Consider the following 22,729-nt stretch of genomic DNA (forward strand, 5'->3'; position numbering starts at 1 on the left):
AAATTTGTAGATAGAAGGTAAAAAACATATTAAAAAAAGATCCCTAAAACCGCTATATATAGACAAAAATAAAAAATTATCAACAAGTAATTAGAAAATGAATTGGTATCATAATCAGGCGAACTTCATAGTATGTTTATAAACCATGCCATGAAGAATGGAGGGAAGATTATCGATATCTTAAATAAGGTACGGAATTTCCGTGAAGAAGAAAATAGGCTGAAATGGGAAGGGACCTTTGCAGAATATTTGGAGCTAGTTAAGGAAAAACCAGAAATTGCACAAACAGCTCACTCCCGCGTATACAATATGATTAAAAGTGCTGGTGTAGAAGAAAAAAATGGACAAAAGAACTATAAGTTTTTCAATAAGGAAATGTTCGGTTTAGAATCTGCACTAGAACGCTTAGTTGAGGAGTATTTCCACCCGGCAGCAAGAAGGTTAGATGTAAGAAAACGCATTTTACTATTAATGGGTCCAGTGAGTGGTGGTAAATCAACAATTGTAACAATGCTAAAAAGAGGTCTTGAACAATTTTCAAGGTCAGAAGAAGGCGCAGTTTATGCTATTAAAGGATGCCCGATGCATGAGGATCCACTACACCTCATACCGCATCATCTGCGAGAAGATTTCTATAAGGAATATGGAATTCGTATTGAAGGAAGTTTATCACCACTAAATACAATGCGTTTAGAGCAAGAATATGGTGGTCGCATTGAAGATGTCATGATTGAAAGGATATTCTTCTCGGAGGATAAGCGAGTCGGTATTGGTACATTTACTCCATCTGATCCGAAATCGCAGGATATCGCCGATTTAACAGGAAGCATTGACTTTTCAACAATTGCAGAGTATGGTTCAGAATCAGATCCACGTGCATATCGATTTGACGGGGAATTAAACAAAGCAAATCGAGGTATGATGGAGTTCCAAGAAATGCTGAAATTGGACGAGAAATTTTTATGGCACTTATTATCATTAACGCAAGAAGGAAACTTTAAGGCTGGTCGCTTTGCACTAATATCGGCAGATGAACTTATTGTCGCTCATACGAACGAAACAGAATATCGCTCATTTATATCGAATAAAAAGAACGAGGCACTTCATTCTCGTATTATTGTAATTCCAATTCCATACAACCTAAAGGTCAGTGAGGAAGAAAGAATTTACGAGAAAATGATTCGTGAAAGTGATATAGCACATGTTCATATTGCGCCCCATGCATTACGAGCCGCAGCAATTTTCTCGATATTAACTAGACTAGAAGTTCCGAAGAAACAGGGGATTGATCTACTGAAAAAAATGCGCTTATATGATGGGGAAAATGTTGAAGGGTTTAATTCAGTGGATGTTGAGGAGTTAAAGAAAGAGTTCCCGAATGAAGGTATGCAAGGCATTGATCCTCGATATATTATTAATCGAATCTCATCAGCTATTATACGTAAGGAAGTACCATCTATCAATGCTTTGGACGTATTACGTGCTTTAAAAGACGGTCTCGATCAGCATCCTTCTATAACACAAGAAGATCGAGAAAAGTATATGAATTATATTGCAGTCGCAAGAAGAGAGTATGATGAAATCGCGAAAAACGAAGTGCAAAAAGCATTTGTTTATTCTTATGAAGAATCAGCTAAACACTTATTAAACAATTATTTAGATAATGTTGAAGCCTTCTGTAATAAGAACAAACTTCGTGACCCATTAACTGGTGAAGAGATGAATCCAGATGAAAAATTAATGCGGTCCATTGAAGAGCAAATCGGCATTTCTGAAAATGCGAAAAAAGCCTTCCGTGAAGAAATATTAATTCGTCTTTCAGCCTATGCAAGAAAGGGACAACGTTTTGATTATAATTCTCACGAGAGATTAAGAGAAGCGATTCAGAAGAAGCTATTTGCAGACTTAAAGGATATTGTGAAAATTACTACGTCATCTACTACTCCTGATGAATCACAATTGAAGAAAATCAATGAAGTAATTGCTACTCTTGTTGATGAATATGGTTATAACACAACAAGTGCAAATGAGCTGCTAAGATATGTTGGTAGCCTTTTAAATCGATAACAGTAATATATGAAACCATAATTTAAAAACATTCAAAAAGAGAGTGCCCTGTAAATTTTAGGGCACTCTTCCAATTTTTTATTATTAATTAACAAATGGAGAATTGTATTTTCACTTCTCGGACAGTCTAAACTACCTACGCTCTAATAGCATCTAAAACAAATGCTTGCTTTAGAACGGTTTCTAAGCGTTTGATAACTTCATTTTCAACAATGAATACATCATCATCCTTTGTTACTTGTTTATCAACAATATACACAGGATTTGTGATATGTGTTGCACCTAAAATTGAAACAACTGGTTTTAATGCATATTCAAGGGATAATAAATGTGCAATTGATCCGCCGATGGCTACTGGAATAACGGATTTATTTTCAAGCGCTTTTTGAGGTAGTAAGTCTAAAAATGTTTTTAGAATCCCAGAATAAGCCCCTTTAAATACAGGAGTTAGTAAAATAATAATATCTGCTTTCTCTACTCGTTTTATATTTTCAATAATGATATGACTTGTGAAGTTTGCTGTAATTAAATCTTGTGCAGGTAATTGATGCACGATAATTTTTTCATAAGATACGTCATTTTCATTTAGAAGTTTTTCTATTTCAAGCTGAACGCCTGTCAGTCGAGAATTAACGCTATAACCACCATTAATAATAATTGCCTTCATGTTAATCACCTTTCCTACTTTATTCTAAACACTCATCTATAACACGGCTGGCTTGTATACATAAGCCCAAACCTATCAAATTATTAAACGCCTCTTAGCTTCTTGCAACGCCAGTATTACTGTAGGCGGTGATTTTTCGTTCTAACCTGTGAGCGGTAAATTCAATAATTACTGTAATACCCCAGTAAATAATCCCTGCTGCGATGAATGATTCCAAAAATTTCAAATTGCTTGAAGCCACAATATTAGCAGTGCCTGTCAGCTCTTTTACTGAAACGAGGAAGGCAATGGATGTAGCGTGTAAAAAAGCTATGAAAATATTCGTTAAGTTTGGTAGAGTAGCAGCGAATGCTTGTGGCAATACAATACGTCTTAATGCTTCAAGAGATGTCATGCCAACAGAATACGCAGCATCGATTTGCCCTTTTGAAACACTCAATATTCCCGAACGAATAATTTCAGTTAGATAAGCACCTGCATTCAATGCAAGAGCGATAATAACGAACACTGCAATAGGAACAAAGTTTAATGAAATTCCAAAGATTGATTCGAATAAAATCGGTAGCCCAAAATAAATAATCATAATATGAAGAATAACAGGTGTTCCCCGATAAAATGATACATAAAAGTTCGCAATAGGAGTCAGAATCTTAACAGGATTCATACGTAGGAACGCAACGACAATGCCAATCAATAGACCGATTAAAATTGGTGTAAAGGCAATAACTAATGTTAGTGGTAGAGCTTTTATAATTTCTGTAAAAGCCGTCCATATAAATGGAATATCTAGTTGCATTATAAGTCCTCCTTTACATCGAATATTCGTCTTTTACCAAGTAACGATTTAAATAACGTTCTATCCATTTAAAGCCATGTTCGAAAATAAGTACGATGACATAATAAATAATGCTTAAGGAAATATAAATTTCAATTGCATGGGTAGTTGCCGTAATTAACGTTTCTCCACGTCCCATCATATCCATGACGCCGATTGAAAAGGCGAGGGAAGTGTCTTTTAAAGAACTGATTGAAGCATTCGCAATGTTTGGAAATGCTACACGAAATGCCTGTGGAAACACAATTCGATAAAAGTTTTGCCATGGTGACAGCCCGACCGAATAGGCAGCCTCCGTTTGACCATAATCTACGGAGGTAATGGCTCCACGGAAAAGCTCTGCAAAATTAGCGGTATTACTAAGTGTATACGTAATAATTACGAAATAAAATGGATCCATTCTTGTAATATCAACACCAAATAAACCTACAACTACAGGCAAACCATAAAACACTAAAAATAATTGGATTAAAATTGGAGTCCCGCGGATAAATGAAATATAAACCGTTACAATTTCTTTTAAAATGGGAATATGATAAAGCTTAGGCATCGCTACTAGGATGCCTAGAAATAGACCGATTCCTACAGATAAAACCAAAATCTCAAGAGTTATATGCAAGTAGGATAATAGCTTAGGAATTGATTCAAAGATTAATGATGGTTCAAAGAAATTCCCCATAACGATGCCTCCTTTCCGCGAATATTTAATTTAATAAGAGTAAATTATCATTTATAGTTCGACGGAATAGTCAGAACCCAGCCATTTTGTACTTAATTCTTTTACAGTACCGTCCTCAATTAATTCTTTTAATGCTCTATCTACAGCATCAGCTAATTTAGCATCTTCTTTATTGAACATAAAGAAAATGTCTGTAAATAAAAGGGGGTCACCAACGATTTTTTGCTCTGCATCAGAAGCATTATTATTAATATCCACTGCGAAAGGGAAGCTGAAAATAGCGTCAATTCTCCCTGTTTTTAATTGGTTATTCATGTCTGTCGTTTGTGTAATATAAGAAATTTCTGTATCAAAGTCATGCTCTTTTACATATTGTTCAACAAAAATAGAAGCATTGCTCGTTGGAGATACACCAACTGTTTTCCCGTTAATATCATCGATAGATTGAATCTCTTCATTTCCTTCGTGAACGACAACATGTAGAGGCATCGCATTATATGGCTGTTTATTGAATAAAAATTTCTCTTCCCGTTCTTCGTTTTTTGCCATATTATGTGCTAAAAGGTCGATTTTCTTTGTTTCTAGGCTTAACAATAGGTTGCTAAATTCCATCGTTTGAAATTCAAATTCATATTCTTCGAGACGTTTGTCGATTTCTTTAAGCAATTCAATATCGTAACCTGTTAATTCGCCATTTTCATCAAAGAAACAGATATTTATAAATTGTGATCCTGTTCCAATGACCACTTTCTCCGCATTTCCTGATGAGGCAGATGTTGCCGCTGGTTCACTTGAGCTACCACAAGCAGATAACAGAAGAGCGGCAATCAATGTAATAGCAAAAGTTAATTTTTTCATATGGTTTGTACCCCTTTGTTTTTGATTTTTTCAAGGGCATTTTGTAAATGTTCAACGCCTAACTCTGTTACAGCAGTAAATGTATTGCCTTGTCCTATTTCAACAACTGGTACGTAACGAATGCCGTATTTCAAATCTAAAATATCGCGGAATTCATCATGTTCTGTAACATCGATAATTTGATAATCGATTCCTTCTCCTTCTAAATAGCTTTTTACCTCACCACAATAAGAGCATCCTTGTTTCGCCCAAAGGACTATTTTAAGATTTGCCATATTTTTTCCTCCTAAATTTTTAATGAAATCTCTAGTTTTTCGAGATTAACAGGACTTATTAGATTAAATGATTCAATACGAGCTTTTGTATCTAATACTGGCGTATGATAAATGAACTCATCTACTCCAAATGTTGTATAAAGTTCATCAAGCTTCTCTTTAATTTGGGCGGGGGTACCGCTAATTACAGTTGGTTCATGTCTTTCGATAGTGTAGCTTTCTCCAGATTCTCTTCCTAATTTCTCTGCTTGTTCCTCAGTTATTAATGTCAGTCTTTTCCCACTTGCAAGCTTTACTTTAAATAGTGTTTGACCTGCGGCGAAATTTTTAGCTTTTTGTTCATCTGTTGACGCAATGACATTTACACCGAGTATAAAACGTCCATTAGGGGAGTATTCACGATAAGCTTTTACAGCTTCAACTAATTCACTATCATTACTATTGAAAAATTGAGCATAGGCAAAAGAAATACCAAGTTTGCCAGCTTCAGTTGCACTACCTTGACTTGCCCCAAGTAATATAACTTCCGGTTTTGCTTTTGGAAGTGGAGTTGCCTTTAGTTCAGCGAATTCATGATCTTTAGGGATAGTATTGTTTATAAATTGATTCACTAGGGCAAGTCGTTCATAAAAATCATTTTCAGTTGAATTTTTTTTGTATTGTAAGGCTTTTGTAGAAAGGGGGAGGCCACCTGGAGCCTTCCCAATTCCTAAGTCCACCCGATCACCAGCTAAACTAGCAAGCACGTGGAAGTTTTCAGCTACTTTATATGGACTGTAATGCTGAAGCATAACACCACCGGAACCAACTCGAATTCTCTTTGTTTTTGCTAGTAGATAAGAAACAAGTACTTCCGGTGAGGAGCCTGCCACTTCCAAAGTATTATGATGCTCTGAAACTAAAAAACGGTGGTAGCCAAGTTTTTCCGCTTCCTGAGCAAGTTCAACGGTATTCTTTAATGCAGATTCATAAGATTCTTCGTTAATGAGAGGGCTTTGATCCAATATGGAAATTTGATAGTTCAATCGGTTTACTTCCTTCCAAATTTTATTTTTAACAATTATTCTTGTACTCCGATAAAAATACTGGGTTTTAAGGTCAGAATTAAACGGTTTGTTTCGCTTTTGTATAACGATTTTCTACAAATGGAATTCCTAAGTTGCCACGTAATGTATCTGCTGGATAATCCTTGCGATAACGTCCTTTTGCCTGAAGTATTGGTACAACTTTATCAACAAAGTCATCAAGAGTATTTGGGACTGTTGTTGCAATAATAAATCCATCTGCCCCTTCTGCATCTACCCAGCGAATTATTTCATTTGCAATCTTTTCAGGTGTACCGATAAAGGATGAACGAGGTGTTGCTTCTCTTAATGCCACTTCACGCAATGTTAAATTTTCTTCTTTGGCGTATTTTTTTATGTTATCAGTCGTACTTCTAAAGCTATTGGCTCCGATATCCCCAAGCTCTGGGAAAGGTGCATCTACATCATATTGAGTGAAATCATGGTGATCAAAGTAACGACCTAAATAAGCAAGTGCTTTATCGATTGAAACTAGATTTGCGATTTCCCAATATTTACGTTCAGCTTCTTCTTCTGTATCACCAATAATGGGCGAGATACCAGGGAAACTTAGAAGTTGATCGGGGTTGCGTCCTTCTTTAAGGGTAGCTGTTTTGATCTTCTTATAATAATTTTGAGCATCCTCTAATGAATTTGGACCTGAGAATACAGCATCGGCTGTTTTAGCTGCAAGCTGAATACCTGCATCAGATGAACCGGCTTGGAAAATAACTGGTTGACCTTGTCTTGAACGAGCAACATTTAAAGGACCTCGAACAGAGAAGTATTTTCCTTTATGATTAAGAACGTGTAATTTTGAAGGGTCAAAGAATTGGTCATTTTCAACATCAAAGGTAAATGCATCATTTTCCCAAGAATCCCACAAACCTTTTACTACTTCTAAGTATTCTTCGGCAATTTCGTAACGAACGGGATGGCTAGGGTGCTCTTCGATTGTTTTATTAAAATTAAGTGCTGTGCTCTCTAACGGTGTTGTGACAACATTCCATCCAGCGCGACCATCACTAATTAAATCGAGCGAACCTAACTGACGAGCAACGTTGAATGGTTCACTATACGAGGTAGAAATTGTTCCCACAAGTCCAATGTTTTTTGTTCGTGCACTAAGTGCAGATAAAATTGTAATTGGTTCAAAACGATTTAAAAAATGAGGAATTGATTTTTCATTTATGAATAAACCATCTGCAATAAATACTAAATCAAATTTTCCCTCTTCCGCTTTTTGCGTTTGCTGTGTGTAAAACTCAAGGCTTACACTTTGATTTTTTTTAACATCAGGATGACGCCATCCCGAAATATTACCTCCGACACCGTGAACAATGGCACCAAAATGAATTTGCTTAACCATGAGATCTCCTCCTTAAATGTTGAGTAATACCGGAAAATGCTTTAATAAATACAAAACCACTTATCTTACTAGGAATTGTTATGAATAGTAACATTTATCAGATAATTATTGCAATACAGATAATGATAGAAAAAAACTATCAGTCCATAAAGCAAGAGAAAATGTAGGTTGAAATGATTGATAAAAAACTTCTATTAGTAAAGTGATAATAATTTTGAATTAAACAGTTTGCAATAACAAAAAAAATGCCACACCAATGTGTGACATCCCAATAAAATCAGTCATTTCTATGAAGATATTTTTTACTTTCATAGAACGACTCTACAATATAAGTAGCAAAAGGAATGAACTCTTTGCCACTCTCCGTTAGACTTAAACTTCTACCTTCTCGATTAAAAAGTGTTGTACCAAGTGACTCTTCTAAAGATTTAATCCGAGCTGAAACAGTAGGCTGTGTTAAGTATAATGCGTTTGCTGCTTTATGAATGCTTTTATACTTAACAACATAAAGAAACGACTCGATATGTTCAATATTCATTTCTACCCCTCGATTCCAATACTGTTAAATTCCGACTTATCCTATAAGGTTTATAATATATGAATTTTCAAAGTAAATCAACACTTCGAAGATGAAGAGCAATTGTATTAACATTTCAATATATTTTTTACATCACTCCATCTTTCCAGAGCACTTTTTCTATTACACTTTTATATTTTTTTGAAATTATGTGAAATATGTCTGAAAACTCTCATATTATAAAAAAAGTGCTTTTCATTTGATATTTACAAAATTAGGCACTTTTTGACGAGTTGTCCGCTTAATGAAATTAAAAAATAGATGGGTGAGGATATAATGAGCGAAAATCAGAAACAGTTTGTCATCTCGAAGGAAAATTGGTCCCTCCATCGTAAAGGGCACCAGGATCAACAGCGTCACATGGAAAAGGTAAGAGAGGCGATTAAAAACAATCTGCCAGACATTGTTAGTGAAGAGAGTATTATCATGTCGAACGGCCGAGAAGTCATCAAGATTCCAATTCGTTCATTGGATGAATACAAAATCAGATATAACTACGATAAATCCAAGCATGTAGGTCAAGGAAAAGGTGACAGCAAGGTTGGGGATGTTGTTGCTAGGGAGCGAGGTCAAAGTGAAAAGGGTCCAGGTAAGGGGAATAAAGCCGGGGACTCTGCTGGTGAAGATTACTATGAAGCTGAGGTTAGCTTAGAAGAAGTACAAAGCATTTTATTTAATGAGCTTGAGCTTCCAAATTTACAGGAAAAAGAAAAAGAAAATATTACTATTGAGAAAATTGAATTTAATGATATTCGTAAAAAAGGACTTATTGGCAATATTGACAAAAAGCGTACGATCCTTTCGGCGATAAAAAGAAATGCCATGAATGGAGAGGCGAAAATTACTCCAATCCATAATGATGACCTTCGATTTAAAACATGGGATGAAGTGATACGACCTGAATCTAAGGCTGTTGTGTTAGCGATGATGGATACAAGTGGCTCAATGGGGACATTTGAAAAGTACTGTGCTAGAAGCTTCTTCTTTTGGATGACAAGATTCCTAAGGACTAAATATGAGTATGTTGATATTGAATTCATTGCCCATCATACAGAAGCGAAAGTCGTAACAGAAGAAGAATTTTTTACAAAAGGTGAAAGTGGCGGTACTGCCTGCTCCTCAGCATATGCAAAAGCCCTAGAATTGGTTCAAGGAAAGTACAATCCGTCTCGCTACAACATCTATCCTGTTCACTTCTCAGATGGTGATAATTTCTCAACAGATAACGAAAAATGTTTGAAATTAGTTAAAGAATTAATGAAGGTTTCAAGTATGTTCGGTTACGGTGAAGTAAATGCTCATAATCGTTACTCAACATTAATGAGTGTTTATAGAAAAATAGATGATCCTAAATTTAGATACTATATATTGAAGGAAAAAAATGATGTGTATGAGGCGTTAAAAAGATTTTTCCAAAATAAAGTGGAAGCTTAAGTAGGTGGAAAATTCCCTATAAACTAAAGTTGGAGGGATTCATTACATGGAAAAAGAGCTTCATAAGTCCATTGATCAAATTACAGAAATTGCTACTGGTTTTGGATTAGATTTCTTTCCAATGCGCTATGAAATATGCCCAGCAGAAGTAATTTATACGATTGGAGCTTACGGAATGCCAACGAGATTTACTCATTGGAGTTTCGGAAAACAATTTCATAAAATGAAGCTGCAATATGATTTTGGTCTTAGTCAAATTTATGAGTTGGTTATTAATTCAAATCCGTGCTATGCATTTTTATTAGATACAAATACATTAACTCAAAATAAGTTAATCATTGCTCATGTGCTAGCTCATTGTGACTTCTTCAAAAATAATGTTCGTTTTTCTAATACTAGAAGAGACATGGTGGAGAGCATGACTTCAACGGCAGAACGAATCGCCCATTATGAAACCTTGTATGGTAAAGATGAAGTTGAGCAATTTTTAGATGCGGTGCTTGCAATTCAAGAGCATATCGATCCATCGTTATTAAGACCAAAGCTTATGTATAATGATTACGATGTAGATGAAGATATCATTATGAAACCAAAGTCACCTTATGATGATTTATGGAGTTTAGATAATAATGAAAAAGATGATAGACCCGTATTACCGAGAAAGAAAAAATTCCCTCCGAAACCTGAAAAGGATTTATTGTTATTTATTGAAGAGTACAGCAGGGAGCTTGAGGAGTGGCAACGAGATATATTAACAATGATGCGAGAGGAAATGTTATACTTCTGGCCTCAGCTTGAAACAAAAATTATGAATGAAGGCTGGGCATCCTATTGGCACCAACGAATAATGCGTGAATTAGATTTAACAACAGAAGAAACGATTGAATATGCAAAGCTAAATGCAGGTGTCGTACAGCCATCAAAAACAACGATTAATCCATATTACCTTGGCTTGAAGATATTTGAAGATATCGAAAAGCGTTATGACCATCCAACAGAAGAAATGCTTAAACTCGGTGTTAAACCTGGTTCAGGGCGTGAGAAAATATTTGAGGTTAGAGAGATTGAATCGGACATTTCCTTTATTAGAAACTATTTAACAAAGGAATTAGTAGAACAAGAAGATTTATATTTATTTGAAAAGAAAGGGCTCGAATATCGTATAAGTGATAAGGATTACCAAAATGTACGTGATCAGCTAGTTTCGATGAGAGTAAATGGAGGTTTTCCATATATCGTTGTAGAAAATGGAGATTACTTGAGGAACGGAGAATTGTATTTGAAGCATGGCTACGAGGGAATGGAGTTAGAATCAGATTATTTAGAGCATGTTCTACAATATATTTATAAATTATGGGGTCGACCAGTGCATATGGAAACATATGTTGAAGAAAAACCAATCTTATATTCTTATGATGGTAAAAAGAATTATCGTAGGTTTATGTAAGTACTTTAAAACAACAAAAGCAGCCCGTGAGGCAATACTCACGGGCTCTTTTTAGTTAGTTTATATTATATTGCGCGCATTAGGAAATAGAAAAGATAAACTTTTAAAGGATTGGATAGTTCAACTGACATTGTGGATTCGTATAGTATGGGGGTCTTGTGCTTATTTTTGGTAATTGGAAAGGCTTTTGATCATTTGCATATCTTACGTTTACTTTTTCATTAGAGTAGGGAATCAACAAAATATTTACACCAGGACATGGCTGATAAATTTGAATATTAACTCCTCCTAAAACAGATTTAACCATATTCTATTCATACATCTTCTTTAACGTAACAAGTGATTCACCATAAACGCCTAATACACATAAGATGGTTTAGAAATGTTACTAGGAGGATTCCATGGATATTCAGCATGAGAAAGGAATGGAGGAGTCAAAATATCCTCTATATCCGAATTACGGAAAAATCACTCGATTTGAAGAGGTTCCAGTTACAGTTCCCGAACAAAGGCAATATCGTCAACCGGGATTAGAAGGGCTTATGGTACCACGGCCGATTATAGAAAATCCAAACTATAAAGGTTCTGGGAAATTAAAAGGGAAAGTAGCTTTAATAACAGGTGGAGATAGTGGGATTGGCGCTGCGGTTGCGATTGCCTTTGCGAAAGAGGGGGCAGATGTATCCATTGCTTATTTAGATGAGCATGAGGATGCGAATCGTACAAAATGTAGAATTGAAGAGCTCGGTCAGCGCTGCTTATTGTTACCTGGTGATTTAAGAAATAAGGAACATTGCAAGAATATAGTTGAAAAAACAATACAAGCTTTTGGTAAGTTAGATGTTTTATGTAACCATGTAGGGATCCAATTTCAGCAGCTAAGCCTACTTGATATTACGGATGAGCAATTTGATGATACGTTTAAAGTTAATATTTATTCACATTTTTATACAACAAGGGCTGCACTTCCACATTTGAAGGTAGGTAGCTCAATCATCAATACTGCGTCAGTTGTAGCCTATGTAGGAAATAAGGAATTAATTGATTATACGGCAACAAAAGCTGCTAATGTTGGATTTAATCGTGCCTTAGCAAATAATTTAATAAGTAAAGGTATAAGGGTAAATGCGGTAGCACCAGGAAGAATATGGACGCCTCTAATACCGTCAAGCTTTTCAGCTGATGCAGTAGTAATTGCAGATAACCCAATGGAACGTCAAGGGCAGCCCTTTGAACTGGCGCCAACATATGTATACCTAGCGTCTGATGACTCCCGTTTTGTAACAGGGCAAACACTACATGTGAATGGTGGGCAAGTAATGTCAACCTAGTAAAATGACTAGTTTGTGAAAATGGAAAGAGTACAATTCGAGTTGAATTGTACTCTTTTTACGTATAGCACGAATTAATATGGATCTGCATCCTGAGATTTGTTAATCGCATCTTCTACAGCTTTAGATGGATTTTTTGTACCAAGTGGATGTGGATGGAATTCTTGGCCAAATTCTTCTTTATTGTTCATGGATTTAGCTTTTTCAGCAAGTCCCTCTCTTAGACGTCGACCATATTCTTCATCGGCTTCATCAGCGAGAGCCATCATTTTATCTTGAATATCCTTTGGACAAATTGCTAGGTCGTTTACTAAGTTGTTAATAAGCTCATCTTTCTCCCATTGCTCAAAGCCGCGATATGTTTCTCCAGCCTGTTTCGTATTATCATTACGATCAATGGATGCGCGAACTAAATTTCCTTCTATATGGGGCGTGTATTCTTTACCAGTTTGCTCTGCTTCTGTTAAACCTCCCATACTAGATGGTTCATAGTTTACGTGTAGATTTTGACCTGGTGCCTTATCGTTATAATAACGAAGCTGCCCACCTTCTTGATTTGTAGCGACGCGTTTTTTCGCAGCATTAATTGGAAGCTGTAAATAGTTTGCACCTACACGATAACGTTGTGTATCCGAATAGGAGAATGTTCTTCCTTGTAGCATTTTATCATCGGAGAAGTCTAACCCATCTACTAAAACGCCTGTACCGAATGCAGATTGTTCAACTTCATTAAAATAATTTTCCGGGTTTTTATTTAATACCATTCGTCCGACAGGAAGCCAAGGGAATTTATCATTTGGCCAAAGCTTTGTGTCATCTAATGGGTCAAAATCTAGCTCTGGATGAGGTCCATCTTCCATGATTTGAACAAACAGCTCCCACTCAGGATAATCTCCTCGTTCAATTGCTTCGTACAAATCTTGTGTTGCATGGTTAAAGTTTTTCCCTTGAATTTCCTCAGCTTCTTTTACTGTTAAATTTTTAATTCCTTGCTTTGGCTCCCAATGGTACTTTACAAGAACGGCTTTACCTTCTTGGTTTACCCATTTATATGTGTTAACCCCAGAACCTTGCATCATTCGATAGTTTGCAGGGATTCCCCATGGAGAATAAACGAGCGTAACCATATGGAATGATTCAGGAGAATTTGCACAGAAGTCAAAGAAACGACGGGCATCCTGAATGTTTGTTACAGGATCTGGTCTAAATGCATGAATCATATCGGGGAATTTCATCGCATCTCGGATGAAGAATATTTTTAAATTGTTACCAACTAAGTCCCAGTTTCCATCTTCTGTATAAAACTTTACTGCAAAGCCACGTGGATCACGTACTGTTTCTGGAGAATGTAAGCCGTGAACAACAGTAGAGAAACGTACAAAAACAGGTGTTTGTTTACCCTTTTCTTGGAATAGTTTTGCACGAGTATATTTTGATGCAGGTTCATCTCCAACTGTACCGTATGCTTCAAAGTACCCATGAGCACCTGCACCACGGGCATGAACGATTCTTTCAGGAACTTTTTCGCGATCAAAGTGACTAATTTTTTCAATAAAATCGTAGTTTTCTAATGTGGCAGGACCTCGGTTTCCAACGGTACGAATATTTTGATTGTTCGTAATAGGATGGCCCTGTCTATTCGTCAGTGTGTTGTCATTTTCAATATTTGTTTCATAATTTCCTTGGCCTGATGGATCATTTGTTGTCATAGGAATCCTCCTTATTTTCAGTTAAACACTTCCCTTAAAATCTTTTCCCATTTGAACGAATCGTAATCATAGGCAAGGAAGTTTAATAAAAAATTGCCACGCGATATGCCTGGCAATTTGAAAGGAATGACTTTTAATCTTCACTATGCAATTTTAAGTTTAAATTGCAATGATAATCGGTAATATCATTGGTTTTTTATTCGTTTGTTCGAAAACAAAGGTACCTACTTCTTTTTTAATAGCGCGTTTCATTCCCATAATATTTGCATCTTTGAAAGGGTCGATTGTTCTCTTTACTACCTCATTAATATTTGTTAAAAGTTCTTCAGAGTTTTTTGCATAGACAAAGCCACGAGAAATGCTATCAGGATCGGATATTCGATTCCCATTTTCTTTACTTATGGAGACAACGATAACGAGCATTCCTTCCTCAGACAATTGTTTACGATCTCGTAAAACAATATCGCCCACTTCATCTGCACCAGCATTATCAACATACGTATCACCAGCAGTTACTTTTCTTGTTTGACGCGCTTCCCCATGCTGAACATCTACAACATCGCCATTACGAATAATAAAAGTGTGTCCTTTTTCAACACCTACTGCTTCGGCAAGCTTCTTATGAAGATGTAGCATACGGTATTCCCCATGTATTGGAATGAAATATTTAGGCTTCATTAATGAAATCATCCATTTTAAATCTTCCTGATAACCGTGGCCAGATACGTGCATGCCAGTTATTGTCGAAGAACCATAGATGACATTTGCACCAAGTTGAAATAAGTTATCGACAATTTTAGAGACATCTTTTTCATTTCCGGGAATTGGTGATGCGGCAAAAATCACAGTATCATTTTGTAGAACTTTGACATCTCGATTACTATTTGTAGAAAGCCTAGAAAGCGCGGCTAACGGTTCCCCTTGACTTCCCGTACATAGGACAACAACTCTTTCAGGTGGAAGCTGTCTCACATCCCGAGCATCAACAAGCATCCAATCAGGAATATCAAGATATCCCCTTTGTCTTGCGACAGATACAACATTTACCATGCTTCGGCCTAATAAAGCTAACTTTCGATTTGTCTTTTTGCAAGCTTCGACAATTTGCTGAACTCGGTTTACATTGGAAGCGAATGTCGAAATAATGACCTTTCCTGTAGCGCTATAAAAGGCTTCTTCGATGTGCTTTCCGACTTCTTTCTCTGATGGAGTAGAACCGGGTCTTTCGGCGTTTGTACTTTCAGATATTAAAAGTAATATTCCATCTTCACCGATTTTCGCCATTTTATGAATATCAGAATATTGATCATTTACTGGTGTTAAATCAAATTTGAAATCGCCTGTATGAACGATCTTTCCTTCGGGTGTATCAAATAAAATTCCCAAGCAATCAGGAATACTATGACTTGTTCGAAAGAAGCTTACTTGAATATTTCCAAAATCTAATGTTGAATTTGAATTAATTTCAATTAAAGTAGATTCTCGTAAAATCTTATGTTCCTTTAGTTTTAATTCAATCAACCCGAGGGTGAAGCGTGTTGCGTAGACTGGAACATTTAATTTTTTCAAAAAATATGGTATACCTCCAATATGATCTTCATGGCCATGGGTTACTACTAATCCTCTAATTTTATGTTTGTTCTCGTGTAAATAAGAAATATCAGGAATGATTAAATCAATACCAAGTAATGATTGATCTGCAAACTTTGCGCCGCAGTCGATAATAACTAAATCATCTCCATATTCAATAACGTACATATTCTTACCAATTTCATTGATGCCGCCTAATGCAAATACAGATAATAAACTACCTCTTTCCGACAAATTCTCTCCCTCATTTCAATAACAACTTTAATAATGATAAGTATTTAAGCTACAACAATTAATAGTATAGCTATTCATGAAAAGTCCTATACGAGTTATATAGAAGAGACAAATTTTGAAATAGTAATCTATCATCATCTTTATTTTTTCTATTAAATCATCAAACTTAAGTATGAAAAACGATTTTTATGAATATGTTTTAAATAACTAATGTTGTTGTAAATGACAGATAGAGGTGAATGGAATTGAAAATGTTTATGATTGGATATATATTCCTTCTAGCAATTGCGTTTTTTGTATTAGCTTTTTTTCTAGGCTCCACCCTAATGGTCGGCTCCTATATTTTGATGGCAATATTGATGTTTGCTTGGGGATGTATAGAATTGAAAAAAGAGCGTGATAGAAGAAAAGAAGAAGACCTGGAAGAAACAGAAGACTTTTTAAATGTAATTCCACATACAAAAAAAACGGTTTCTGAGGATTTATTGAATGCATTATTAATAGATGAAAACAATAATACCTTTTATGTGGCAAAGAGAGAATATATCGACGAGAGTTTTATATATAAAGCATACGATTTCTCGAAGCTTCTTGAAGTCGCGATTTTAGAAAACGGTAAAGTGAAGTATCTTTTCCCGAAAGATGGCACTATCGGTGGGAATGTTAGCGATAGTGTTCGACATTTAAAGGATGAAGAAGATATAGAATCAGAGGATAAAGAAGAGACAAATCTAGAAGAGATAAAAAAATTGAAACTAAAGATTGTAGTAGATGACATTTCAAATCATTCTATTGAATATACGTTTTTGGAAAAAGAAGATGCTATTGACAAAGATAGTGATGAGTACAAGGATCTTTATAAAGAATGCACAAACTGGTCACAAATGATCAGCCTTATTATTAATCAATATAAACATGAAAAACGGTTAATTGGTCCTTGGTTTTAAAAGTCTGTAACGAAAAAATCATGAACAACTTACTTAGCACCTCCATATTTTATAAATGGAGGTGCTGTATTGATGATTTCAACAGAAACATTAAATATTCAAGGTCATATATTTACAGCAGTAACGGTGTACTTACCAAAAACTACACTTTTAACGATTTCTAATGACATTGGATACATTATGTGTGGTGCTTTGGATGTTGGATTACTTAATAGTCGATTAGCAGATCGGAGAATTGTTGCTGGTCGTGCAGTTGGTGTGAAAACAATTGATGAATTGTTGAAAGCGCCACTTGAGTCAGTCACTTATGAAGCAGAGAAATTAGGGATTGTAAAAGGTATGATTGGTGAAGAAGCATTATTAAAAATGATTTAATTTTTACCTTTGGGTGGCGAACATGTTGGATTAACATATTCGCCATTTTTTATTTTAAAAAAACTGGAAAGTTGATGACATAATTAGTAGAATTTTGATATAATTAGGAAAAATATAACATTTGATAATATGTGTATATTAGGGATGCATACGAATTATAACTTCAGAACGAGTAATTAAGAGTAGGTGTAACAACTACTAAAGTACCGAAGTATGTCGAAATAATGAATAATATGCAACTAATTAACAGTATATTTACATTAATTTAGTATGATGTTATCAAATGCTGTGTTCTGGGGTGAACATTATTGAGGAAAAGTTCTTTTTTAGTAGTTATTTTAGTAATTTTAAATAGTTTTTTAGTTGGTTGTAGTACTGAATCAGAAAAATTAACAATCGGTATGATACCTGTAAGAGATGCAGAGGAGATGAAATCGGAATTCGAACCGATAGAACTTTATTTAGAGAAACATCTCGATAAAGAAATCGAAGTATACATAACTGATAATTATGCTGGTTTAGTAGAAGGTATGAAGGATGGCGTTATTGATATTGGTTGGTTTGGCGCATTTTCATTTATTGCTGCAGAAAGTCAGATAGATTTAACCCCATTAGTTGTGCAGGAAAGAAGAGAAACAGGACTTTACTATCAATCTTACATCATCACTAGGAATGATTCGAGCATCGAAACACTAGAAGATTTAGAAGACAAATCCTTTGCATTTGTAGACCCAGGATCTACATCAGGCTTTGTTCTACCTTATGCATTATTAAAAAGTAGAAATATTGATATTGAAAGTTATTTTAGTAACATCATCTATTCAGGAACACATGATCAAGTACCAGAAGATATTTTAAGTGGTAAAGTTGAGGCAGGTGCAATAAGCAGCATTCAATTTGACAAATTAGAAGCTGATGGAAAATTAATAAAAGATGATTTTAAAATAATATGGCATTCAGATCATATTCCAGGCTCTCCTTATGTAGCAAGAACGGATTTGGATAGAGGAGTAAAAGAAGGATTTATTGAATCAATGTTAAATATACATGAAGAAATACCGAATGAATTACATAAATTTGATGCATCTATCGAGAGATATGTTGAAGTAGATAATAACATCTATCATTCAATTAGAAATATTGCCACTATTCTTGGGAAAGATTATATGTACGAATATTTCTTAAAGGGTGAATGATATATTGTGAAGGTGAGTGAACCTTTTGGGAACAAAAAGTGTAAAATTTTGGGCCATTCTTTTTATATTAATCATGTGCTTAACGACCATGACATTATTTGGCTTCATTTCTTCGCAAAATCTAAAACAAAGTATAGATATACAATATAAACAGGAATCTGAAGCTGTATTGAATCAAACTGTCACATCCTTTGAAAATTCATTTTCGACAATCGAAAACTCTCTTATACAATTAGGTAGAACGTTAAACATACAATCTGCCTCTAATAATGAAAATATAAGTCTATTTTTTAATACATACCAAAGTATTTTACCACCTAGTAGCACCCTTGTTTATGGGGTGATTAACGGTAAGGTTTATCGTGGAGATAATAAAGAGGTAGCAAAAAGCTACAATCCTGCTGAAAGAGTATGGTATAAAGTTGCACTGGTAAATAAGGGAGAAGTAAATTGGACTGACCCATACTTAGATTACAGTACTCAAGAAATAGTTATTTCTGCTTCCCTTTATGTAAACGGTCCGAATATGGAAGGCATAATAGCCATTGATCTTAAATTGTCTGAATTAAGCAATATCATTAGCAGTACGAATGTTGGGGAAAACGGTTTAGTTATGCTGCTAAATCAAAATGGTACGATTATTGCAAACAAAGATAACTATTTAATTGGAGAAAATCTCTTTGGACAGCAGAGTAAACAGATGATAGAAAAATCAAGGGCAGAACATGTTCCTTATGTAATTGATAAGATACAATATTTAGTTCATTCAGATAAAATTCAACAAAATGGTATGAGCATTGTTACAGCAGTGAATGATGAAGAGCTTAATCATAAGTTATTTCAAAGTTTAACACCGATATTAATAGCTGGGATCTTTTGTATACTAGTTTTTAGTGTGATAGCTTACATCATGACATTAATTTGGATGAAGCCATTAAAGCGATTAGGAACATTAATGAACCATGTTGAAAATGGGAACTACAACGTAAGGGCAAAAGTGAAAGAGTATCAAGAAGTAGCTCGTCTAGCAAAAGGGTTTAACAGTATGATTCATGCTATTAATAAAAGAGACCGAGACTTAATTATATCGAATAAAGAACTGAAACAAACCGAGGAACAATTACGGACTAAATATGATGAACTAAAAGAATCACAAAGAATTTTAAAAGCTAGTGAAGAAAAGGTAAATCTTTTAGCTTCCCATGATTCGTTGACTGGACTATTAAATAGAAGAAGTTTAATCGAGTCTTTGGACAAATCCTTAAAGCAGTATAAAAACGAACAAAAAGCAATTGTTTTTATCGATTTAGATAATTTTAAAATGATCAATGATACGTTAGGGCATTCCTTTGGTGATAAATTAATAATCAAAGTAGCCAATTTATTAAAAACAATCTCTCCATTAAATAAACAAGTAGCACGTATTAGTGGTGATGAGTTTATATTAGTTATTCATGATATTAAGACAGAGAGACAGGCAGAGGATATTGCGAAGGAAATTGTAAAGTTATTTGATACAAGCTTTGTCATTGATTCAAAAACTATAAATGTTACAGCTAGTATCGGTGTAGCGATATATCCACAACATGCAAAAACCTCTGAGGAACTTCTAAAAACTGCCGATATGGCAATGTATCGTGCAAAAGGTACGGGAAAGAATGGTTTCCGAATATTTGATTTGAGTATTAAGCGTGAAATTGATGAAAAATCTGAAATTGAAGCAGGCATAAGAAAAAGTCTTGAAACAAATGGTTTTGAATTACACTTTCAACCAATCTATCATACTGTTGAAAGAAAAATTACAAATATTGAGGCATTACTACGTGTGAAATCTGAAGAACTTTCTGAATTTGGTACTTTAAAAATTATTCAAACTGCAGAAGTAACGGGGCAAATTATAGAAATTGATAAGTGGGTTTTGGAAAATGCATGTTTAGCAATAAAAAAGATTAATAAACATATGTCTAAGCCACTCAATATTTCTGTGAACATATCACCTATTCATATTATGCAACAAGATTTTGTTCAGAATGTAAGTAGTATTGTGGAAGAAGCAGGCATCCCTCCTGAATGGATTGAAATTGAAATTACAGAAACGTCCTTGATGAAATCCTTTGATGTGAACCTGAAAAAGCTTGAAGAGTTAAAAGCACTGGGCATGTCAATCCATTTAGATGATTTTGGAACAGGTTATTCATCTTTAAGCTATTTAAATAGTTTACCGATTGATCGAGTAAAGATTGATAAAAGTTTTGTCGATGTAATGCTGCAATCAGAAAAGGAACGGAAAATTATCGAGACCATTATGAATCTCGCCCATAATATTGGTTTGCAGGTCGTTGCAGAAGGTGTTGAAAAACAAGAGCAATTTGAGATGCTCGTTCAAAATAATTGTATAATGATCCAAGGGTACTATATTAGCAAACCATTAAATTTTGAAAAAATTGTTATGATGCTAATAGAGCAGGATATATCTTAAAGGACTAAAACGTTACTATAAAATTAGTTATTTCGTTATAATATAATAGATAATGAAAAAATAATGAAAGAAGTGAAGTATATGATAAAAGTTACTTCTGATAGTACTTGTGACCTTTCGCCAGAGATATTAACTAACTATAATATATCGTTAATGCCATTACATGTTGTAATTGATGAGCAGGATTTCCGAGATGGTGTTGATATTACACCCGCTGACATTTTTAAATATGTTGGTGAACAGGGTAAGTCTTGTAAAACAACAGCGGTAAATACTTTTGAATATGATACCTTTTTTAAGGAAATGTCATCAAAATATGAGGCTGTCATACATATTTGCTTAGGCTCAGACTTTTCATCGAGCTACCAAAATGCAAAAATTGCTTCTGAAAACTATAGCAATGTATACGTAATTGATTCTAATAATTTATCAACAGGAAGTGGACATATCGTTTACGAAGCTGCAATATTGGCGAAAGAAGGGTATCCGGTAGAAGTCATTTGTAGTAAATTAGAACAGTTAATTCCGAAAGTAGATGCAAGCTTTGTTATTGATAAAATGGACTATCTTCGTAAAGGTGGACGTTGTTCAGGTATGGAAGCTTTAGGAGCAACGATATTAAAAATAAAGCCTTCTATTGAAGTAGTTAACGGAAAAATGGCTGTTGGAAAAAAATATCGTGGCAAGTTTGAACGTTGTCTGGATCAGTATGTAAAAGATCGTCTTGAAAATAATGAAAATGTAGATTATAGCCGATTATTTATTACCCATTCACATTGCTCGCCTGAGACTGTCGAAAGAGTAAAACAGACAATTCGCCAATATGCCGATTTTGATGAAATTATTGAGACAACTGCTGGATGTACGATTTCAACACACTGCGGTCCAAATACATTAGGAATATTATATAAACGTAAAAACTAAAGTTCAGGAGATGACACACGTATGCTGTGGCATCTCCTTTTATATGTAGAATTTAATATAATTTATATATGTTTGACATTTCGAGTAATGGAGCTTGTTGTAATGCCGACAAATAAAATCGTTACGATAGAAAGTAATAAAGTGCTTGCTGAAATTAAAAGACCACCTAAAACTATAACAATAGAATCAATTATAAAAATTATGATACCGACATTTATGCCGGTTCTATGAAATATAAATTGAGCAAGTAAATCAGTACCACCAGTGCTTGTCTTAAATTTGAGCATTATTCCTATTCCTAATCCTACTAATATCCCACCAAATATAGAGCCTAGCAATGGTTCTACTCGTAAGAGATGACGTAATGGTCGAAGTAAATCGATAAAAAATGAGGAAATAATCATGCCATGTAGGCTGTTATAAAAATACTCTCTGTAATAAAACCAAGCGATCATAAAAATAGGTATACTCAAACAAATAATCATAAGACCGGCTTTTAAATTCCACAAATAATTCAAGATCAAACCAATACCTATAATGCCACCATCTAAAATTTCATAAGGAACCAAAAATAAATTAATTCCTAAGGATATTAGAATACTACCAATTATAATAACAAGCCCCTTTGTAAAAAAACGCATACATTGCCTCCAATGGTTTGGACATGTATGT

The 22,729-nt window shown here is 34.7% G+C and carries 20 protein-coding genes; 9 read left to right on the forward strand and 11 right to left on the reverse strand.

Annotation, left to right across the window (positions count from 1 at the left end):
* Window positions 1-171 precede the first annotated feature (171 nt).
* A complete protein-coding gene (locus tag CD30_RS08425) occupies window positions 172-2,067 on the forward strand; it encodes a PrkA family serine protein kinase (protein WP_036175352.1) in 1,896 nt (631 codons plus the stop codon).
* A 136-nt stretch (window positions 2,068-2,203) separates the two neighbouring features.
* Here CD30_RS08425 and ssuE read toward each other — a convergent pair whose 3' ends face one another.
* From ssuE to CD30_RS08465, 8 genes are all read right to left on the reverse strand, one after another.
* Window positions 2,204-2,734 (reverse strand): NADPH-dependent FMN reductase, encoded by a 531-nt coding sequence (ssuE, locus tag CD30_RS08430; RefSeq protein WP_036175230.1) that lies wholly within the window; start codon window positions 2,732-2,734, stop codon window positions 2,204-2,206.
* A gap of 94 nt (window positions 2,735-2,828) precedes the next feature.
* A complete protein-coding gene (locus CD30_RS08435; RefSeq protein WP_036175234.1) occupies window positions 2,829-3,530 on the reverse strand; it encodes an amino acid ABC transporter permease in 702 nt (233 codons plus the stop codon).
* Window positions 3,531-3,543: 13 nt separating this feature from the next.
* Window positions 3,544-4,248: an amino acid ABC transporter permease gene (locus CD30_RS08440; RefSeq protein ID WP_036175237.1), complete on the reverse strand. Its 705-nt coding sequence runs from the start codon at window positions 4,246-4,248 to the stop codon at window positions 3,544-3,546.
* Window positions 4,249-4,299: 51 nt separating this feature from the next.
* Complete coding sequence (locus CD30_RS08445) at window positions 4,300-5,106, reverse strand: transporter substrate-binding domain-containing protein (RefSeq protein ID WP_036175240.1); 807 nt, start codon at window positions 5,104-5,106, stop codon at window positions 4,300-4,302.
* On the reverse strand, window positions 5,103-5,381 hold the full coding sequence (locus tag CD30_RS08450) for a glutaredoxin family protein (protein WP_036175243.1): 279 nt from the start codon (window positions 5,379-5,381) through the stop codon (window positions 5,103-5,105). Before CD30_RS08450 ends, CD30_RS08445 begins: the two co-directional genes overlap by 4 nt.
* An 11-nt stretch (window positions 5,382-5,392) precedes the next feature.
* Entirely contained in the window at window positions 5,393-6,406 is a 1,014-nt protein-coding gene (locus CD30_RS08455) for an LLM class flavin-dependent oxidoreductase (protein ID WP_036175246.1), read from the reverse strand.
* A 79-nt stretch (window positions 6,407-6,485) separates the two neighbouring features.
* Entirely contained in the window at window positions 6,486-7,814 is a 1,329-nt protein-coding gene (locus tag CD30_RS08460; RefSeq protein ID WP_036175249.1) for an LLM class flavin-dependent oxidoreductase, read from the reverse strand.
* A 277-nt stretch (window positions 7,815-8,091) separates the two neighbouring features.
* Window positions 8,092-8,352: a LysR family transcriptional regulator gene (locus CD30_RS08465; protein ID WP_036175252.1), complete on the reverse strand. Its 261-nt coding sequence runs from the start codon at window positions 8,350-8,352 to the stop codon at window positions 8,092-8,094.
* A gap of 315 nt (window positions 8,353-8,667) precedes the next feature.
* Here CD30_RS08465 and yhbH point away from each other — a divergent pair, with 315 nt between their 5' ends.
* The 3 genes from yhbH to CD30_RS08480 all read left to right on the forward strand — a co-directional run bounded on the left by yhbH (window position 8,668) and on the right by CD30_RS08480 (window position 12,603).
* Window positions 8,668-9,825, forward strand: a complete 1,158-nt coding sequence (gene yhbH, locus CD30_RS08470) for a sporulation protein YhbH (protein WP_036175255.1) — start codon at window positions 8,668-8,670, stop codon at window positions 9,823-9,825.
* Window positions 9,826-9,871: 46 nt separating this feature from the next.
* A complete protein-coding gene (locus CD30_RS08475; protein ID WP_036175258.1) occupies window positions 9,872-11,272 on the forward strand; it encodes a SpoVR family protein in 1,401 nt (466 codons plus the stop codon).
* 401 nt (window positions 11,273-11,673) lie between these two features.
* The gene (locus CD30_RS08480) at window positions 11,674-12,603 is read left to right on the forward strand and encodes an SDR family oxidoreductase (protein WP_235802026.1); all 930 of its coding nucleotides are present in this window, start codon (window positions 11,674-11,676) and stop codon (window positions 12,601-12,603) included.
* A 74-nt stretch (window positions 12,604-12,677) separates the two neighbouring features.
* Here CD30_RS08480 and CD30_RS08485 read toward each other — a convergent pair whose 3' ends face one another.
* Together CD30_RS08485 and CD30_RS08490 are read right to left on the reverse strand one after the other, a co-directional pair.
* Window positions 12,678-14,312 (reverse strand): catalase, encoded by a 1,635-nt coding sequence (locus tag CD30_RS08485; RefSeq protein ID WP_036175261.1) that lies wholly within the window; start codon window positions 14,310-14,312, stop codon window positions 12,678-12,680.
* Window positions 14,313-14,471: 159 nt separating this feature from the next.
* Window positions 14,472-16,070: a ribonuclease J gene (locus CD30_RS08490; RefSeq protein WP_408056749.1), complete on the reverse strand. Its 1,599-nt coding sequence runs from the start codon at window positions 16,068-16,070 to the stop codon at window positions 14,472-14,474.
* A 449-nt stretch (window positions 16,071-16,519) separates the two neighbouring features.
* Between CD30_RS08490 and CD30_RS08495 the strand changes: the two genes are divergently transcribed.
* The 5 genes from CD30_RS08495 to CD30_RS08515 all read left to right on the forward strand — a co-directional run bounded on the left by CD30_RS08495 (window position 16,520) and on the right by CD30_RS08515 (window position 22,057).
* Entirely contained in the window at window positions 16,520-17,083 is a 564-nt protein-coding gene (locus CD30_RS08495) for a hypothetical protein (RefSeq protein ID WP_170215817.1), read from the forward strand.
* Window positions 17,084-17,155: 72 nt separating this feature from the next.
* Window positions 17,156-17,458 (forward strand): YunC family protein, encoded by a 303-nt coding sequence (locus CD30_RS08500; RefSeq protein ID WP_036175270.1) that lies wholly within the window; start codon window positions 17,156-17,158, stop codon window positions 17,456-17,458.
* Window positions 17,459-17,766: 308 nt separating this feature from the next.
* Window positions 17,767-18,654 (forward strand): phosphate/phosphite/phosphonate ABC transporter substrate-binding protein, encoded by an 888-nt coding sequence (locus tag CD30_RS08505; protein ID WP_036175273.1) that lies wholly within the window; start codon window positions 17,767-17,769, stop codon window positions 18,652-18,654.
* A gap of 25 nt (window positions 18,655-18,679) precedes the next feature.
* Window positions 18,680-21,133 carry a bifunctional diguanylate cyclase/phosphodiesterase gene (locus tag CD30_RS19440; protein ID WP_052126103.1) on the forward strand — a complete coding sequence of 818 codons (2,454 nt, stop codon included), beginning with the start codon at window positions 18,680-18,682 and terminating at the stop codon, window positions 21,131-21,133.
* An 81-nt stretch (window positions 21,134-21,214) separates the two neighbouring features.
* Window positions 21,215-22,057 (forward strand): DegV family protein, encoded by an 843-nt coding sequence (locus CD30_RS08515; protein ID WP_036175276.1) that lies wholly within the window; start codon window positions 21,215-21,217, stop codon window positions 22,055-22,057.
* A 62-nt stretch (window positions 22,058-22,119) separates the two neighbouring features.
* On the opposite strand, the gene CD30_RS08520 is transcribed toward CD30_RS08515, so the two are convergent.
* Window positions 22,120-22,698 carry a YitT family protein gene (locus tag CD30_RS08520; protein WP_036175278.1) on the reverse strand — a complete coding sequence of 193 codons (579 nt, stop codon included), beginning with the start codon at window positions 22,696-22,698 and terminating at the stop codon, window positions 22,120-22,122.
* Window positions 22,699-22,729 lie beyond the last annotated feature (31 nt).

This window comes from Ureibacillus massiliensis 4400831 = CIP 108448 = CCUG 49529, assembly GCF_000772965.1.
Lineage (GTDB): Bacteria > Bacillota > Bacilli > Bacillales_A > Planococcaceae > Ureibacillus > Ureibacillus massiliensis.

Bases quoted from the DNA above. Each gene is read 5' to 3' on its own strand.
- CD30_RS08465 (WP_036175252.1), bottom strand. From the start codon at position 8,352: ATGAATATTGAACATATCGAGTCGTTTCTTTATGTTGTTAAGTATAAA.
- CD30_RS08440 (WP_036175237.1), bottom strand. From the start codon at position 4,248: ATGGGGAATTTCTTTGAACCATCATTAATCTTTGAATCAATTCCTAAG.
- CD30_RS08450 (WP_036175243.1), bottom strand. From the start codon at position 5,381: ATGGCAAATCTTAAAATAGTCCTTTGGGCGAAACAAGGATGCTCTTAT.
- CD30_RS08520 (WP_036175278.1), bottom strand. From the start codon at position 22,698: ATGCGTTTTTTTACAAAGGGGCTTGTTATTATAATTGGTAGTATTCTA.
- CD30_RS08490 (WP_408056749.1), bottom strand. From the start codon at position 16,070: ATGTACGTTATTGAATATGGAGATGATTTAGTTATTATCGACTGCGGC.
- yhbH (WP_036175255.1), top strand. From the start codon at position 8,668: ATGAGCGAAAATCAGAAACAGTTTGTCATCTCGAAGGAAAATTGGTCC.
- CD30_RS08460 (WP_036175249.1), bottom strand. From the start codon at position 7,814: ATGGTTAAGCAAATTCATTTTGGTGCCATTGTTCACGGTGTCGGAGGT.
- CD30_RS08485 (WP_036175261.1), bottom strand. From the start codon at position 14,312: ATGACAACAAATGATCCATCAGGCCAAGGAAATTATGAAACAAATATT.
- CD30_RS08500 (WP_036175270.1), top strand. From the start codon at position 17,156: ATGATTTCAACAGAAACATTAAATATTCAAGGTCATATATTTACAGCA.
- CD30_RS08475 (WP_036175258.1), top strand. From the start codon at position 9,872: ATGGAAAAAGAGCTTCATAAGTCCATTGATCAAATTACAGAAATTGCT.
- ssuE (WP_036175230.1), bottom strand. From the start codon at position 2,734: ATGAAGGCAATTATTATTAATGGTGGTTATAGCGTTAATTCTCGACTG.
- CD30_RS08445 (WP_036175240.1), bottom strand. From the start codon at position 5,106: ATGAAAAAATTAACTTTTGCTATTACATTGATTGCCGCTCTTCTGTTA.
- CD30_RS08435 (WP_036175234.1), bottom strand. From the start codon at position 3,530: ATGCAACTAGATATTCCATTTATATGGACGGCTTTTACAGAAATTATA.
- CD30_RS08515 (WP_036175276.1), top strand. From the start codon at position 21,215: ATGATAAAAGTTACTTCTGATAGTACTTGTGACCTTTCGCCAGAGATA.
- CD30_RS08480 (WP_235802026.1), top strand. From the start codon at position 11,674: ATGGATATTCAGCATGAGAAAGGAATGGAGGAGTCAAAATATCCTCTA.